This is a genomic window from Cohnella candidum (assembly GCF_003713065.1).
In the GTDB taxonomy this organism is placed as follows: domain Bacteria; phylum Bacillota; class Bacilli; order Paenibacillales; family Paenibacillaceae; genus Cohnella; species Cohnella candidum.
The window spans coordinates 1378064-1393317 of sequence record NZ_CP033433.1 but is presented as its reverse complement, the minus strand read 5'-3'; the positions used below and the strand labels follow the sequence as shown (position 1 = coordinate 1393317).

Below are 15254 nucleotides of genomic sequence, written 5' to 3'. Positions count from 1 at the left end.
CCCCTCTTCTTCTATCCTGGTTATCGGCCTTAGGTTTTCCAATCCTTCCTTCGCCGTATCCCTCGCCCGGAACGCAAAAAAGCCCGCGTTATACGCGGGCTAATCTGACCGACAAGCGAGTCCGTTACGTTCTTGTCGTGCGAAGCAGCTTGATCCCGAGGCCGATGAACACGACGCCGGAAATCTTGTTCAAATATTTCGCGACGCTGCCGCTTCTCAGCTTGCGCGTCAGCAGGCTGGAGCCCCAGACGAGCACGAAATTCCATAAAGTGCCGGTCACGATGAAGGTCAAGCCCAGCAAAATGAACGGCAGAACGCCGGTGGTCCGATCCGGCTCGATGAACTGCGGCAGGAACGCGAGGAAAAACAACGCGACCTTCGGATTGAGCACGTTCGTAAGCAGTCCCTGCAAATAGATCTTTTTGCCGGCCGTCCGCTCCGTCTGCTCCAACACCAGGGGATTCGCACGGGACTTCAGGCTTTTGATCCCGATATAGATCAGATAGCCGGCCCCCAGCCATTTGACGACACTGAACGCGAGCGCCGATTGCATGAGGATGACGGACAAGCCGAAAGCCGCGAACAGGGTATGGAAGAACACGCCCGATACGATGCCGAGGACGGACAGGATTCCCGCCCGTTTACCCTGCGCCACCGTCCGGCTCAGGATGTACAAAGTATCGGTTCCCGGCGTGAGATTCAATAAAATGCCGGATAACAAAAACAACGTATAATGCTCGATGCCGAACATGCCGGTTCCCCCTTGGAAGATTTTCCAACCATTATAAAGGGAAAGCCCGGCGTTTGTCATCCGTTTGATTGTGCCCTTCTCTTCAGCCCGCAGAAGGCGGCAGCAGCCGCGCCACCTCTTCGGCGGCCTCTTCCACCGTCCGCGCGCTGATGATCAGATGCCCCTCATCTTCGTATCCTTCAGAAGAATGAGCGTAGCGGGGATCGTAATAATGGGTGAGCAGCATCTCCACCGCTTTGTCGAATCTATCCGTCCGCAGGCAGCCTTCGATTTCGGCGGCGATCGGCGTATGGATCCGGGACTTGATCTGACGGAACGCGACCAGGCATTCCTCCGCGTGCTCCCACGGTCGGTAGTCTTCCAAGAGGTTGCGCACCCTCTCTTCCATCGGAAGCTCCAGCCAGATGTGGCGGCCCTGCTCTTTGCCGCGCATCAGAAAATCGGGCAGCACGGCTTTGCCGATTCTTTTGCTTTCCGCCTCCATCAGCAGGTAAGGGGCTTCATCGTAAGCCAGCAGTTCGTCCAGCAGCAGCGAATCGAACGTTTTCTGATTGTGGCTTCGCAGACCGATTTCCCCGAAAATCGATCCCCGGTGTCCTGCGAGCCCTTCAAGATCCAGCACCGGATAGCCTTGCTCCTTCAGACCGCGCAGGATCGAGGTTTTCCCGGTTCCCGTATTTCCGTGCAGGACGTATGCCGGACACTTGAGCGAGTATTCTTCCAGCGTCTCGACGACCCACTTGCGGTAATCGCGGTAACCTCCTGCGACACGGTAGGCGTGAATGCCCATCAAGCTCAGGACGGTCGCGGTCGTTCTGCTCCGCATGCCGCCTCTCCAGCAGAACACCGCCTTCTTCCCGGGAATCTCGGAAAAAGCGCGGATGAACGCCGGCAGCTTGGCCGAGACGATCTCCAGCCCTCGCTGTTTGGCGGCCTCCACGCTGACCTGCTTGTAAATGGTGCCGATTTCCGCCCTCTCGGCATCATCGAACAATGGAATGTTCAAGCTGCCCGGGATCGTGGAATCCTCGTATTCGGACGGCGACCTTACGTCAATGACCGTAAGCTCCCGGCTGCGGCGCAAGCCGTTCAAGCTTTCCGGCAAAATGTCCTGGAACATGGCTGTCTCCCTCGTTTGTAAATCCGGTTGTCCGTTATTCCGTCACGACGATCCGGCCGGCATGTTCCCCGGTCACTTCCCCGATGAGGTGGGCGTCGACGCCGGCTTGGCGGAGATCCGCCAGCAAGCGGTCTCCCTCCGTACCCGCGACGGAAATGAGCAGCCCGCCGGAGGTCACCGCGTCGCACAGAATATAGCGGTCCGTCTGATCCATCGCTTCGGGGAAGTCGACGTTCTCCTGCACGTGGTTGAAGTTGTTTTTCGTGCCGCCGGGCACGTAACCGCGTTCGGCCAACTCGCGGACGCGCGGCAGCACCGGGACGGAGCCTCGGCGGATCAGGATGCCCGCTCCGCTGCCTTTGGCCATCTCCAGGCTGTGCCCGATCAGGCCGAAGCCCGTCACGTCGGTGACGGCGTGAACGTCATACGGCTCCATCGTTTCGGCCGCCTTCTTGTTCAGCGTGGCCATGACTTCCGTCACCCGGGCGATTTCCGTTTCGGATAATTCGCCTTTCTTGATCGACGTCGTCAGGATACCGACCCCTATCGGCTTCGTCAGGATCATCTTGTCGCCCGGCTTCGCTCCCGCGTTGGTGCGGGCTTTGTCCGGATGGACGATGCCCGTGACCGCCAGACCGAATTTCGGTTCCTTGTCGTCGATGGAATGCCCGCCGACCAACGTCGCTCCCGCCTCCCGGACTTTATCCGACGCGCCGCGGAGAATGTCCGCCAAAATGCGCTTGTCCAGCGTGGAAATCGGGAATGCGACGATATTTAATACCGTTAAAGGCTTAGCGCCCATCGCATAAATGTCGCTGATCGCATTCGCTGCGGCAATTTGGCCGAAGGAGTAAGGATCATCGACGATCGGCGTGAAGAAGTCGACCGTCTGCACGATGGCAAGATCGTCGGTCAGCTTGTACACCCCCGCGTCGTCGCTCGTATCCAGCCCGACAAGCAAGTTCGGGTCCGGCGTCGACGGCGGCAGGCTGCGGATGACCTGCATGAGGTCGGCCGGTCCGATCTTGCAGCCGCATCCGCCTTTGCTGGAGAGCGAAGTCAATTTCACGTTCTCTGAGGTTTCCATGGAAATCGACATCCCTTTCTGTTCTCGAATAATTAAATCGTACACGATTCCCATTCCATGAAGCAAACATTCCCGTCCCCCGTCTCATTCGAACTATGTTATACTGCTTGATGGCAAATCTATCGCCGGAATCGGAGGAATGTCCACATGTCGCAATCGAACGGGCTCAGCCTGCGTCACGAATCCCAGAATACGGCCAAAACGGTCGCGTTGGTTCTCATATTCGTTCTTATAGCAGCCGCCGGACTCATGTACGTCAAATGGTGGCCTTATTATCATAAAGCTCTAACTTCGGCAACGAGCCATTCGATAGGCTCTTCGATCCTGGGCGATCCGGCCGGACAGGCCGATTCGCCGACATGGAACGGCGCGTGGGAATACGCGCGGAAATACTTCAAATCCGTCTGGAAAGCGGCCGTTCTGGGCATCCTGCTCGGCTCGCTGGTCCAGGTGTTGATCCCGGTCCGCTGGCTGCAGCGGGTGCTCGGCGGCAGCCGCTTCAAAAGCGCGTTCTACGGAGGCATCGTCGCCCTGCCCGGCATGATGTGCACCTGCTGCGCGGCGCCGATCGCCGCGGGACTTCGCCGCAAGAACGTATCGGCCGGTGCCGCGATTTCTTTCTGGCTCGGCAATCCGCTGCTGAATCCGGCGACGCTGATCTTCATGACGTTCGTGCTGTCCTGGAAGTTCACCGTCCTGCGCATCGTCTTCGGTGCGCTGCTGACGTTCGGAACCGGCTATATCGCCAACCGCATGATGAAAGGCAAGGAAGTGGAAGCTCCCGCTGAAATGCAGGTACAGGAGAGCGCCGAAACGGAGGAATCCCGTCCGTTCTGGCTTCGCTGGGCGAAAAGCCTCGGCTCTATGCTGGTTCAAGTCGTACCGTCATACTTGGCCGCCGTTCTGGTAATGGGCGCGCTCAAGGTCTGGCTGTTCCCGGTCACGGAAGGTTCCGGTTTCCTGATCCTGCTGCTGTTCGCCGTCGCGGGCGCCCTGTTCGTCATCCCGACCGCCGCGGAAATCCCGATCGTGCAATCGTTCCTCGCGGCGGGCGTCAGTACGGCACCGGCTGCGGCGCTCCTCCTGACGCTCCCCGCGATCAGCCTGCCTTCGCTGCTCATGGTATTCAAGTCGTTCCCGCGCAAAATCATCGCGTTCGTGCTTGGCTCGGTCATCATCGTCGGCCTTCTCAGCGGTTTTGTCGGAGCGATCGCTCTTTAATCGTGCTTAATCAATAAGGGATTCCCATACGTCCGCAGTCGGACGGCGGGAATCCCTTTTCTTTTGCATGTTTTTTCCTCCTTTGGCGCATCCTAACCGGAAAATGAACGAGAAGGACGCGCCATGGAAGCTAAAAGTTTGGAAACGCTGCGCCATTCGGACGACTTTAAAGTCGATACGCTCGATAACGGCCTATTTCAAATTGAGGTGTATTTCTTCTCTTCCCTGTGCGATACCGACACGATCAAGAAGGAAATCGCCCATCCTTTTCTGGTTTCCCCCTCCGCGGATGCCTTCAAGATCGTCTTGAAATCTGCCCTTGCCTGCAAGATCCTGGAGAATGAAGCGGAAATCCCCGGAGCCCTTCTTCAGGGAAACGCCGTCATCCAGCTGCAAGACGCTTACTATAAGCTGCTAGCTTCCAGCCCGGCCAACGACAAGCCGACGGAGGCGGTCGCCGAAACGACGCTGCAAGGCCCGCAATCCGCGTTCAGCGAAGACTCGGAAACGAATCTCAAGCTCATCCGCCAACGCTATCCGGACCCGAATCTTACGGCGGAACAATACAAGCTCGGTAAAGTCTCGCGGACCAAGTCCTATCTCGTCTATGACCGTAACAAAGTGAACAGGAAAGTCCTTTCTCAATTGCAACAAAAAATAAAAGAGATCGACGCCGATATGGTCATGGCAGGCGGTCAAGTGGAAACTTTGATCACGAAAACAAAAATACGGTGGTTCCCGATCATGATCGTAACGGAGCGCCCTGACCGCACGATCCTGAACTTGTCCCAGGGTAAAATCGTGTTGCTGATAGACGGGACTCCGTTCGTCCTCATCGTTCCCGCGGTTTTCTACGATTTTATTTCCGCGATGGACGATGTGTACCAGTCGTTCGTCGTCACGAGGGCCTTGGTGCTCCTGCGCTATGTCGGCCTCCTCATCACAATGACGCTGCCGGCCATGTACGTGGCCATCGTTTCCTACAATCCCGAAATCCTGAAAGTGCAATTCACCCTTTCGCTCGCGGGCAGCCGCGCGGCCGTCCCATACCCTTCCTTCATTGAAGTGATGATCATGCTTTTCCTGATCGAAGCCCTCGTCGAGGCCAGCTTGCGGCTGCCCCGGTATATCGGTTCCACGGCGACGACCGTGGGAGGATTGATTCTGGGGCAGGCCGCACAGCAAGCGGGCCTGGTCAGCAGCGTCATGATCATCGTCACGTCCGCCGTCGCCATTTCCAACTTCCTGATCCCGATCAACGCGATGAGCTTCGCGATCCGGATGGCCAAATACCCCTTGATCTTTCTTGCCTCGCTCTTCGGCATCGCGGGCGTCGTTACGGGCATGTTCGCGATCGTGCTTTACGCGGCGAACCTGACGAGCTTCGGGGAACCTTATTTCCGGTTTTTCCTGAAAGAAAACGCCACGTCCGGCTACAAAGAAGGTGACACGGAGTGAGCCGCTATTTCTTCTATTTGTTCCTGATGTGCATGTTCATCAACACGATCTTTTTCGTTCCCCGGCTGCTGATGAACGAACGGTTCGACGGAGCGATCATGTCCGTCATCTTGGCGGTCATTATCGGCAGCACGTCGGCCATCCTGTTCACGAAAGCCATGCGCAAGTTCCCGGGAGAAGGCCTGCCGGAGATCACGGCCCGCATGCTTCCCGGCTTTCTTCGCATTCCGCTGCTCCTGTTCCTCGGCGTCATGTGGGCGATCGCCGGAGCCGTGATCCTCATTTCCTTCTCGATGATCACGCTCCGATTCCTGAATCCCGAGGCCAATGCGACCGTCCTCCTGCTCTGTTACTGCACGGTCGGAGCCTGGTCCGCCCGTTTTCGCCCGGTGGCGATTCTCAATCTGGCGGAGTTCATCATCGTGCTGAATTCGCCTTTCGTGCTCTATATCATGTTCAAAACGTTGTCCAGCCCCTGGTTCGATTGGGACTCGGTCAAGATTTTGAGCGACTACGTCCTTCATCCCCCGACCTGGACAGCTGTAGCCGCCGCGTCATATCCGTTCACCGGGTATATCAATATGGCCCTCTATAACCGGGCGTTCAATCAGACGAGGTTAAAAGGGCTTTGGCTCATCCCCATTATCGGCGTGTCCATCCTTTTCGTCTCTTTCGTCGTCCCCATCGGCCTGCTTGGCATAGACAGCTCTGGAGATTATCTATACACCTGGATCACGGCAGCCGATACGCTCCGCATGCAATACGGTTTTATCGAAAGGGTCGTTTATTTGTTCCTTTTCATTTATATCGGTTTTTCGCTGCTGTTCGTCACGGTGACGTGGAACGTCGGCGCTCTGCTGATCCGGGATTGCTTCAAGCGGCGAAACCTGACGATCAAGAAAGTGAAGGTGCCGCTCGCTACGATCATTTGCGTCTCCTTTGCCGCCGCAACTTTAATTGCCGGCATCTATCTGGACGACAAAAGTTTGATCGGTTTCGTGGCCCATTGGCAAATCCTAAGACTCGCTTCGGAGACGTTTTTGGTCCTCTTGGTGGTCTGGCTGTCTTGGAGGAACAAATATGCGTAAAATCCTTCTCAGCCTTGTTGCCGCAGTATCCCTGCTGCTTGGATCCGGCTGCGGCTTGAAAGACATCGACAAACGCTTCTTCGTGATCGTCGTCGGCATCGACAAAGGAGATTCGAGCCTCTTCAAGGTAACGCTGAAATTAGCCATTCCTTCCCCGCGAACGGAACCGGGCGAAGCCAAGTTCCAAACCATCAGCCAGGAAGCGGACAGCATCGCCGAAGCGGTCCGGCTCATGAAATCGAAGGTCGACAAGGAGTTCGATTTCGGACAAGCGAAAGACATCGTCATCGGCAAGTCCTTCGCAGACACGCACGAAATCGGACATTCGCTGGACTTTTTTTTCCGTCGACGCGACATTCAAGAAATCGCGAACGTATCGATCGGGGAACCCGATGCCGCGACCGTCATCAATGCGAAACCGCTCTCCGAGCGGCTGCCGGGAAACTCTCTGATTTTGGCGTTTTCCGACGAGGGCACGGAGTCCCCCTACATCATCAAAACGCCTTTGTTCGACTACTACAGAAGAATATTTGATCTGGGCAAAGATCCTTATTTGCCGATTATCCGCGCTTTGGAGGAAACGTTTGTCATTAACCGGGTAGCCATCTTAAAAACGAACTACAAGCGGCTCGAGCTTAATCCGGACGAAACGGCTGCACTGAACCAACTCGCACGGGGATACAAGCGGTTCGTCATCAAAAGCCCGCCAAACGAACCGAGGCTCACCTTCTCCTCCACCCGGTTGAAAAGCACGTACAAAATACTGACCCCGAAAAACGGCGATCCCGTTATCCGTTTCCATATTCGTGTGGATGTGGAGGCGGAGGAATCCGAGGAGAAGCTTTTCGAAAAAAATTGGCATGACTTGGAGCGATTGGCCGCCACTCAACTTAAGGACCAATATCTGGAGTTGCTGACCAAATTGCAGAAGCACGGAGTGGATCCGATCGGGTTCGGCATCCGCTACAGGGCGACGCGGCACGAGAAAAGCAAGGAATACGAGAATTGGCGGAAGATTTATCCGAACGTACGCTTCGATATCCGCGTGGCCGTCCATTTCAGAGGGACGGGCATTATCAAGTAATGGAGCCGGCGCGGCTCGCATAGGTTGGATGAAAGGGGTTTTGCGTCGAAACGGGGGGAATCGCCGTGCGGAAAGCGTTAATCCGTTTGGAGGATCTCGGCCCCGGCGGTCATTATGAATCGCCAGAGGAGCAGCGTAAGTTGGGCGCAGTGACGGACTTGCTGTATGCGGAGGCCATCCCGTTCCATGCTGCGGTCATCTCGCGGTTCGTCGATCCCGGCAAAAGGATTGATCGCACGATAGCCGCCCCGCAAGATGCCGTATCCGCCCGTTTCTTGTCTTTGCTCCATCGTTGGTCCGCGATGGGGGCTTCCCTCGGCATGCACGGGTATACGCACCAATTCGGGGCATCCGTGAGCGGCGAAGGATACGAATTCGCGTATCCCGGCTGCAACGAGGATTGTCCTCCTGACGCGGCAGCTTACACCCTGGGAAGATTCCGCGCTGCATGCGTATCCTTCCTGGCAGCCGGCTTGCGGCCGGATTGGTTCGAAACGCCCCATTATGCGGCATCCGCCAGCCAGAGAAAAATTCTCGAAGCCTGCAGCTGCGTGATTTACGAGGATAACCCGGCTGCACCGGGCAGCCGGAAAGTGACCGTGGCCGCATCCCGTTCCCGGATCGGGAACACCTACTACGTCCCCACTCCTCTCTCCTACGTCGGAGGCGCATCAGTCGAACGGGACGTCGTCCGCATCATCCGGGAAACGGAAAACTACGGCGATGACGATCTCGCCTCCTTCTTCTTTCACCCGTTTCTCGAGTTTCCGTATATACGGCTCCAGGATGACGGCCGCGTATTGTATGCGGAGGACTCCCCGCTCCGGCAGATCACGGGTGCGATGAAGGCGATGGGCCGGCGGTTCGTGACCGTTCACGTCTCGAAAAACTTATTCACCATGTCCTGAACGACTTTGCTCGTGATCGGTTTGCTTAAGTATTCGTCCATGCCCGATGCCAAGCACTTTTCCCTATCGCCTTTCAACGCGTTGGCGGTGACGGCGATAATAACGGGACATTCCTCCGGTTTCAGCGCATCCTTGATCAAAGCCGTCGCTTCCAATCCGTTCATGCCCGGCAGATGGACATCCATGAAAATCAGGTCGAACCGTTCGGTAAGCGCCGCTTCGATGGCTTCGTTGCCGTCTTCGACGAATTGCACCCGATGACCTTGGTTCTCGAGCATCTTGATCAAGACAAGCTGGTTGATCCGGTTGTCTTCCGCCACCAGGATATTCAGCCCTCTCGGCTTCTTCTCCGTCGCGAAAGAACCCGAGACGGTTTCCGACGGATTCGGCACACGCGGCTTCTCGTGCATAATGACCGTGAACACGAAAGTAGAACCGGGCTCTTCGGTATGCTCGATCCAGATGTCCCCGCCCATCAGGTTAACCAGCTTCTTGCTGATCGCAAGCCCCAGCCCCGTTCCTTCCGAACGGCGCGTCATGAAGTTATCCAGCTGATAGAACGGTTGGAACAGCTGCTCTGATTTCTCTCTCGGAATTCCGATACCGGTATCCTTAATGATGAATTTGAGCATGGCTTGATCCTCGTGCCTCGCCAGCTGTTTAACGGCGACGGAAATGCTGCCGCTGTGCGTGAATTTGATCGAATTGCCGATGAGGTTCATCAGCACCTGTTTAAGACGGGTCGAATCCCCGACGAGTTTGGACGGAATGTTGGGACTCAAGGAGAAAGACATGTCCAGCTTCTTCTCCTGCGCTTTGGGGGCAAGCAGGTCGACCGTTTCGAAAATGCAGGCGCGCAAGTCGAACTCCTCCTCGATCAGCTCCGTTTTTCCGGAATCGATTTTGGAGAAGTCGAGAATGTCGTTGATGATGGAGAGCAGCGTTTCGCCGCTTTTCTTGATGACTTCCAAGTACTCCCGATGCGGAGCGTCCAGGGCAGTCGTTTCGAGAAGCAGATCCGTCATGCCGATCACCCCGTTCATCGGGGTCCGGATTTCGTGGCTCATCATCGCCAGGAATTCGCTTTTCGCCTGATTCGTCGATTCCGCGGCTTCCTTGGCGATGATCAGTTTCTTCTGTTCCGTAATGTCCTTGGAGATAATATAATAGCCGACGCTTTCGTCATGGATGATGATCGGGGCGATCGTCGTCAGCACTTCCGCGTACGAGCCGTTGCGGTGTTCGATTTTATCGATGCGTTTCTCCGCGTTGACGTCATGCTTGGACGCGGCGAGAATATCCAGGATATCTTGCCCGCCGATATAGAGCGAGAAATTTTTACCGGCCATCTCCTGGATCGGATAACCCGTCATTTCCTGGGCGACGGCGTTGGAATTGATGATATTGCCGTTCAAGTCCAGCGAGAAAATCGCGTCGTGGTTGAATTTCTTCAGCGAGGTATAGCGTTCGACCGTTTCAAGCAGCTTCAGCTCGACTTTCTTCCGGTCTGTGATGTCCTGTACCGTGCCGTGTAATTTACGAGGTTTCCCTCCTGCCGCATAAGACACCAGCCCCCGGACATGCAAATAATGCACGCTGCCGTCCGGCTTCTGATTCCGGAACTCGAAATCGAGCGGGTTGCCCTTCAAAGCAAGATCGATCGCTTCCTGGAATGAGGGCCGGCTTTCGGGCGGCACCAAATCGAGCAACCCGGGACTCCTGCGGCCCCACTCGGACGCGTCGACGTCGCAGAGCGTTTGAATCTGATCCGAAAACCAGATTTCGTCGTCCTGAATTTCCCACTCCCAACTGCCGATCGACGCAATCCGAAATACTTCCGCGATCAGTTCGTCGTTCTTCTTCCGCTCTTTCATGATCTCCAGCATTCGGCAGGACCGCGCATCCTCCCCGGCCGTCTCGGATGCCAGCAAGTTAGCGGAACCCAAAAGAATGCTTCCATCGTTCCGGATGATTCGCACGTCTATGTCGGTCTGATCGGACGGATTTTCGAGCCGAATGGCCCAATCTTTCTCCGTTCCGATGATTTTATCTATAGGGGTCGAGAGAAGCGTTTCTCTCGCACTGCCAAGCATGGAGCAAAATGCGGGGTTGGCCTCCAATATTCGGCCATCCGGAGACAGGAAGGCCATGCCGTGGGACGAACGTTGGAAAAACAGGCTTGCCGGACTTTCGCCGTTGACTTCGAATAGGGCCATTCCGAATGAGCAACTCCTTGAAAAGACGCAATTTAACCGTTTTTACCCTTATTTCCCCACTATGAAACACGTGAGGGAAAAATTCAATACGGGATCGTTTCCGCACCTGTCACGATGCCGGTCTCCTTCAGCATTCTCCTGAGCAAGGCGGTCTGATAGCGCACGCGATCCCGCAAGGGCAAACTCCAGCAGGTTTCGAACGTCACCGCCCGCGCTTGCAGCAGCGAATGGGCGGCTTGACGGCCCGATCCGGGCAGTCCTTTCACGCGTACGTTAAATTTGCGATTCCCGTTCAAGATGAACCCGTTGGCCCAGGCAGCCGCTTGCCGGACGACCGGTATCGCTTGGCTCCCGGGATTGACGATCAAGGTTTGGCCCAGCACTTTGCGGCTCAGCTGGGACAAGCCGTTCGCTTCGTGAAGGTCCAAATACCAGGCGACTCGATGAATGCTGGCGAGACGGAATAAGGCATCCGTTACCGGATGCCTGGCTTTCGCGTACGGGCGCCTTGGAAAAGTACGGTTCAGGTCGGGCACTCCTCTCGTCTTCCGCTTAAAAGCGGGCCCGTTGACGAGCGGAACGACGATCAGTCTGCCTTTACGCAGCCGCAATACGTCGTTGCGAAGATCCTCAACCAGTTGGCGAGCCGCAAGGACGCCCGCCGGTTCATTGCCATGAACGCCGGCGGTGACGATCACGACGATGCCCGGTCCTTCCCCATCCGCACGATAGTATGAGGTTTCGAATTCGGTGCCAGCGGCCAGTTTGCGTTCCATGACGTTCATGTGTATCGCACCTCCCGGATACTCCACAATACGTGGTTGTCCGCAAGGTGGTAAGGGTCAGCCGCACACCGGACCCTAAAAACAAACGGTCTTTACGGCAGGCTCAAAGCCGTTTGCGCATTCGTCTGATCCAACCGGATTTGTTCTTGGACGTTATAGGGGTGGTAGTAGCCTTTTCGCATCATGTAATCCGTCAATTTCTCATGGGTGTCGATCGCCTCGTATAACTGCTTTTGGAACGCCGCCCTGACTTCGGGGGTCGCCGATTCGGTCACCGCGACCGCGCACATTTTCATCCCGCTTTTCGCGGAAATGAGCATGTCCATGGCGATGACTTGGTCCGTCATTGTATTTAACCCCATTAAATTTTCGACGAACGGAAGCATGCTTTTCCCTCCTATTGGATCGCTTGGCTCAGCAACCCGTTCAATTCTTGCAACTGCCGGGTGGAGAGCTGGACGTCCTGTTGCATGAGCGTTTTGAGCTCCGGATCGGATACGAGCATCTGCATCGATTTGGCTTTGGTCAGACAGAGCGATTTGAACGCCGCAATCTCATGCAGCTCCAGCGTTTCGTGAACGCCGAACCGGTTCGGGATAATGCTGCCGAAATCGCCTCCTCCGGTCATGGCTTCAGCACCACCTTTATGCAATTGTCGAGCTTATCGTCGAAAATCTCGTATCCCCGTTTGGCGTCGTCCAGCGGAATGACGTGCGTCACGATGTCCATCGGATCGATTTTGCCGGACGCCACCAACTCGTACATATGGGGCATGTAGTGGATCACCGGCGCCTGTCCCGTCTTCACGGTAATGTTGCGCTGAAAGATGTCTCCCAACGGGAAAGCGTTGTATCGCCCGCCGTACACGCCGGTAATTTGAATCGTGCCGCCTTTGCGTACCGCCTGCGATGCGATGACGATGGCTCCCATCGCGCCGCCTTGAAGCTTAAGGCCGGAAGCCAGGAATTCCATCGGCGTCATCTTGCCGTCCATGCCGACCGCGTCGATGACGACGTCCGCGCCGCCTTTGGTTATTTCCTTCAAATGGTTGCCGATGTTCTCTTCCTTCTCGAAGTTCACCGTCTCCACGTTGTTGCGGGCTTTGGCGCGTTCCAGCCGGTAATCGACATAATCGACGGCGATCACCCGTTTCGCGCCTTTCAACCAGCAAAATTTCTGCGCGAACATGCCGACCGGCCCGCAGCCGAGCACGATGACCGTGTCACCCGGCTTGACGCCCGCGTTGTCGACGGTCCAGAAGGCGGTCGTCATGGCGTCCGCGATGACCGCGAGCTTCTCGTCTTCGATCTCGTTGCTTTCCGGAACCTTGAACGGCGTAAAGTTCGCGTACGGCACGCGCATGAACTGCGCCTGGCCTCCCGGATAACCCCCGGTCGTCTCGGAATACCCGAAATAAGCGCCGGAGTCTCCGTGGGGATTGGAGTTGTCGCACTGGCTCTCGAGATGGTTGTTGCAATACCAGCACTGCCCGCAAGCCACGTTGAACGGAATGATGACTTTATCGCCCTTCTTGAGAGATGTCACCTCCGGTCCCGCTTCTTCCACGATGCCCACCGGTTCATGTCCGATAATGTAATCCTGAGGCATGTTCGGAATCATGCCGTGGATCAGGTGCAAATCGGACCCGCAAATCGCGGAAGCCGTCAGCCGGACGATGATATCGTCCTTTTTCTGGATTTTGGGATCTGCGACCTCTTTGACCTGAACGTTTTTAATGCCTTGGAACGTTACGGCTTTCATCCATATCCCCCTATTTGTCCGGCGTCGCGAACATTCCGAGCCGCGCGGTATCTTCCGGAAAAAGCTTCATGTTAGCGATCTTGAGGGTCGTATCGGCTGACTTCAAATCCATCTGGAACTGCTCTCCGACCTGGTAGGGGTGGAGCCAGTGCTTGTCGATCATCAGCTTGGATATTTCCTCATGCATGCGCAGAGAGTCGGACAGTATTCCCTTCAAAATGGTCCTTACGTCGGGTGAAGCGGACTCGGCTAATGCTGCCGCGCAATTGCGAACGCCGTTCTTGGCGCGCATGAGGAATTCCATGCACAAGGCGTTGTCCGCGGCGTCCGGCATGCCGACCGAGTTGATCGGATCCAAATAATCGTTGTTCATCGGTAAGCCTCCCGCTTTACTGCAGCCTTATTTTCGCGTACAAGCCTTTGAGTTGATCCAGGTGACGCATCGTCACTTCCACGTCTTTTTGCATCAGGTGCTTCAGGTCCCTGTCGAAAACGATTCCCTGCATCAATTTGGACTGCGCCAGGCACAGCGTTTTGAAATTGACCATTTCATGCACTTCCATTGTCTCGTGGGGCGCCATGCGCAAAGTTTCATCCACGCCAATCACCTCCCGGTAAAGGAACAGAATTAATGTTTTCCCTACTCATTCCCCTTATGCAGATGAAAGCAAAGAAGCCGCCCCCTCTTCCAAGGGAACGGCTGTTTATACGCCGGCGGGCTATTTGACGATTTCGGTCAGCTTGGCGGCGATCCTGTCGACCGGTACGACGTGGTCCACGCATTTGTACTCGATCGCGGCCTTCGGCATGCCGAAGACGACGCACGTTTCTTTGGCTTCCGCGATCGTCGTCGCGGCGCCCGATTCTTTGGCCAGCAGCATGCCTTTAGCGCCGTCGCTGCCCATGCCCGTCATCAGGACGAAGTGCCGCTTCAGCGACCCCAGCTTTGCTACCGATTCGAACAGCACGTCCACGGACGGACGGTGTCCGCTCCGCTGCGGGTCCTGGTTCAGCTTAATCCGGTATTCCCCGCCTTTTTCCACCGCCGTCATGTGGTAATTCCCCGGCGCGATATAGACGGTTCCGCCTTCAATCCGCTCCCCGTCCTCGGCTTCCACCACGCGCACAGCGGATAAAGCATCCAGCCTTTGCGCGAGCGATCAGGTGAATTTAGGCGGCATGTGCTGCACGACAAGGATAGGAAAAGAGAAATCCCGGGGCAACGCCCCGATGACGGCGTCCAACGCGCGGGGACCGCCCGTGGACGTGCCGATCGCGACGATTTGTCCGAAGTGGGACCGGCCCTTCTTCGCCGGAATCGCGCCTGGCGGTGCCGAAGCCTGCCGTTTCGCCAGGAGACGAAGCGCGGAAGCCGGGGTTTTGGCCGCGGACTTGATTTTGGCCAGCATTTCGTCCTTCACCTTGTACAGATCCGCGGAGGTGGAACCGGACGGTTTCGGGATGAAATCGACCGCGCCTCTCTGCAGGGCCTCAATGGTTTCTTGGGCGCCTTCCTGCGTCAACGAACTCAACATGACAACCGGCGTCGGGCGCTCCTTCATGATATGAGAGAGCGCCTCCAGTCCGTCCATCACGGGCATCTCGACGTCCATCGTGATGACCTCCGGCTGCAGCACGCGCACCATCTCCACCGCTTCGGCCCCGTTCCGCGCCGTCCCCGTGACCTCAAGAAGAGGGTCTTCTTCTACCAGGCGCGCGATCAGCTTCCGCATGAACAAGGAATCGTCGACGACGAGAACTTTCGTTTTGGCCAT

The 15254-nt window shown here is 56.4% G+C and carries 15 protein-coding genes and 1 pseudogene; 5 read left to right on the top strand and 11 right to left on the bottom strand.

Translation table 11 applies throughout. The annotated features are described in order from the left end of the window. Positions 1 to 124: 124 nt before the first annotated feature. From EAV92_RS06550 to selD, 3 genes are all read right to left on the bottom strand, one after another. On the bottom strand, positions 125 to 751 hold the full coding sequence (locus EAV92_RS06550; RefSeq protein WP_123043609.1) for a LysE family translocator: 627 nt from the start codon (positions 749 to 751) through the stop codon (positions 125 to 127). Positions 752 to 833: 82 nt separating this feature from the next. Next, positions 834 to 1871: a tRNA 2-selenouridine(34) synthase MnmH gene (gene mnmH / locus EAV92_RS06545; protein ID WP_123040315.1), complete on the bottom strand. Its 1038-nt coding sequence runs from the start codon at positions 1869 to 1871 to the stop codon at positions 834 to 836. Between the two features lie 34 nt (positions 1872 to 1905). Beyond that, positions 1906 to 2958 (bottom strand): selenide, water dikinase SelD, encoded by a 1053-nt coding sequence (selD, locus tag EAV92_RS06540; protein ID WP_123043608.1) that lies wholly within the window; start codon positions 2956 to 2958, stop codon positions 1906 to 1908. Positions 2959 to 3105: 147 nt separating this feature from the next. Here selD and EAV92_RS06535 point away from each other — a divergent pair, with 147 nt between their 5' ends. From EAV92_RS06535 to EAV92_RS06515, 5 genes are all read left to right on the top strand, one after another. Then, positions 3106 to 4179: a permease gene (locus EAV92_RS06535; protein WP_123040314.1), complete on the top strand. Its 1074-nt coding sequence runs from the start codon at positions 3106 to 3108 to the stop codon at positions 4177 to 4179. Positions 4180 to 4302: 123 nt separating this feature from the next. Then, complete coding sequence (locus EAV92_RS06530) at positions 4303 to 5637, top strand: spore germination protein (protein ID WP_123040313.1); 1335 nt, start codon at positions 4303 to 4305, stop codon at positions 5635 to 5637. Beyond that, positions 5634 to 6725, top strand: a complete 1092-nt coding sequence (locus EAV92_RS06525) for a GerAB/ArcD/ProY family transporter (protein WP_123040312.1) — start codon at positions 5634 to 5636, stop codon at positions 6723 to 6725. The genes EAV92_RS06530 and EAV92_RS06525 overlap by 4 nt, the downstream gene beginning before the upstream one ends. Further along, positions 6718 to 7809, top strand: a complete 1092-nt coding sequence (locus EAV92_RS06520) for a Ger(x)C family spore germination protein (protein ID WP_123040311.1) — start codon at positions 6718 to 6720, stop codon at positions 7807 to 7809. The genes EAV92_RS06525 and EAV92_RS06520 overlap by 8 nt, the downstream gene beginning before the upstream one ends. 65 nt (positions 7810 to 7874) lie before the next feature. Next, on the top strand, positions 7875 to 8717 hold the full coding sequence (locus tag EAV92_RS06515; RefSeq protein ID WP_164472647.1) for a DUF2334 domain-containing protein: 843 nt from the start codon (positions 7875 to 7877) through the stop codon (positions 8715 to 8717). Here EAV92_RS06515 and EAV92_RS06510 read toward each other — a convergent pair. From EAV92_RS06510 to EAV92_RS06475, 8 genes and pseudogenes are all read right to left on the bottom strand, one after another. Then, entirely contained in the window at positions 8684 to 10933 is a 2250-nt protein-coding gene (locus EAV92_RS06510; RefSeq protein WP_123040309.1) for an ATP-binding protein, read from the bottom strand. The genes EAV92_RS06515 and EAV92_RS06510 overlap by 34 nt on opposite strands. 83 nt (positions 10934 to 11016) lie before the next feature. Then, positions 11017 to 11718 (bottom strand): succinylglutamate desuccinylase/aspartoacylase family protein, encoded by a 702-nt coding sequence (locus EAV92_RS06505; RefSeq protein WP_241158458.1) that lies wholly within the window; start codon positions 11716 to 11718, stop codon positions 11017 to 11019. Positions 11719 to 11810: 92 nt separating this feature from the next. After that, on the bottom strand, positions 11811 to 12104 hold the full coding sequence (locus EAV92_RS06500; protein WP_123040308.1) for a spore coat protein: 294 nt from the start codon (positions 12102 to 12104) through the stop codon (positions 11811 to 11813). Between the two features lie 11 nt (positions 12105 to 12115). Next, positions 12116 to 12346, bottom strand: a complete 231-nt coding sequence (locus EAV92_RS06495) for a hypothetical protein (protein WP_123040307.1) — start codon at positions 12344 to 12346, stop codon at positions 12116 to 12118. Beyond that, entirely contained in the window at positions 12343 to 13479 is a 1137-nt protein-coding gene (locus EAV92_RS06490) for a zinc-dependent alcohol dehydrogenase (protein WP_123040306.1), read from the bottom strand. The genes EAV92_RS06495 and EAV92_RS06490 overlap by 4 nt, the downstream gene beginning before the upstream one ends. A gap of 10 nt (positions 13480 to 13489) precedes the next feature. Then, positions 13490 to 13852: a spore coat protein gene (locus EAV92_RS06485; RefSeq protein ID WP_123040305.1), complete on the bottom strand. Its 363-nt coding sequence runs from the start codon at positions 13850 to 13852 to the stop codon at positions 13490 to 13492. A 16-nt stretch (positions 13853 to 13868) separates the two neighbouring features. Further along, positions 13869 to 14060 (bottom strand): spore coat protein, encoded by a 192-nt coding sequence (locus tag EAV92_RS06480; RefSeq protein ID WP_164472927.1) that lies wholly within the window; start codon positions 14058 to 14060, stop codon positions 13869 to 13871. 138 nt (positions 14061 to 14198) lie between these two features. Next, a pseudogene (locus tag EAV92_RS06475) lies at positions 14199 to 15254 on the bottom strand (protein-glutamate methylesterase/protein-glutamine glutaminase).